At 40.0% G+C, this 1,339-nt stretch carries 1 protein-coding gene; it reads right to left on the bottom strand.

Features of this window, described 5'->3' with window-relative positions; genetic code table 11:
• Positions 1 to 42: 42 nt before the first annotated feature.
• On the bottom strand, positions 43 to 1,339 hold a 1,297-nt coding region (locus AC1DPZ_RS27300; RefSeq protein ID WP_477409438.1), incomplete at its 5' end, for an oligosaccharide flippase family protein.

Here is a 1,339-nt window from a genome sequence, read left to right as displayed (position 1 = left end):
GGGATAGGTTGCCTGTATAAAATGCGAAAACAGGTTATTTCATCAATAAAAAATCCTGATTAAGCTTTTGCAGTCATCGCGCCTGAGCTGCATGGTGATAAGCAAAGAAACAAAGTAAAATAGAACTGAAACTACGCCCGTCACCCACATATTTTGAAACAATGTTTTAGCTAAAAAGCCACTTAACAAAGCACACCCTGTGCAAAGGGTTAGCGTATAAAAAGCACCTTTAAGCCCGGCGTGCTTGTTTTTCGAAAAATAAAAAGCAGCCTGCACCAAACAAGCCAGCAAAAAGGCCATGGCGGCCCCTTCGTTTCTATAAATTGGTATCAGTAATAAATCGGCGGCAATATTTACACCAAATGTGATAAGAAAGGAGTAAAAGATCATTTTTAGCCGGTTTTGCACAAAAAATATCGTCCACAAAAAATTATTAAAATACAACAGGGGCATACAAAGCGATAGGATAAATATGGTGTTGGTATTAACAGCTCCGTATTTTCCGTGCGTAACAATATCAATTATGGGGTTCCAGCATATATTCAGCAACAAACCTGTAAATGCGGCTATTATGAGTTCTATCCGGATAAGCAGCTTCAGATCCGTTGCAGAGGGATCTCCGCTTTTAAATAATTTGGTGAACCTGGGGATTAAAAGAGGGGCTATTGCCAGTAAGGGCAAAGTGGAGATCTCGAATATTTTGTAGGCGAAGCTATATTCGGCAAGCTTCACCGCTGATACCATGAACCCGATAAACAACCAATCGAACCGGGCCAGTGCCGAGGTAATAAGTACCACCCCCACCTGTGGTAACGACTCACGCAACAGCAGTATATATTCGATTTTATTCCACTGTACAAACACAGGTATCTTTATATATTTCCTGAAAAGAAAGATACTGATCAGTAATTCGATGGTATCACCGCATATAAAAACCCAAATGATAGAAGTGATATTAACCTGGTGCAACAAAGCCAGGATAAGCAATACAATACCCCTTACAACATTTGATACCACTAACATGTACGATAACAGTTTAAACCGCTCTATGCCAGTAGTTACCTGTTTTAGCGGAGTGGAAAAGAAGATCATGAGCTTACCTGCACCTATCAACAGTATCAGCCGGTATAATTCCTCATCCCGAACAAAAAAAACTTTACCGAGCAGCAATAATCCATAAAAAAGGGTCCCTGTTAAAACAACATGGAATATATAAAGTGATAATAGGGTTTGAGCATTATCGCCATGAGCCACTTTTTTTATAACAACCTGGTCGATACCAAAAGACAGGATATTAAATGCAGATAACAGCACAGCCAGGGCAAGGTTAACCTGGCCA

It is taken from the genome of Mucilaginibacter sp. P4_G9 (assembly GCF_056400985.1).
This window is presented reverse-complemented; position numbering and strand designations above follow the sequence as displayed.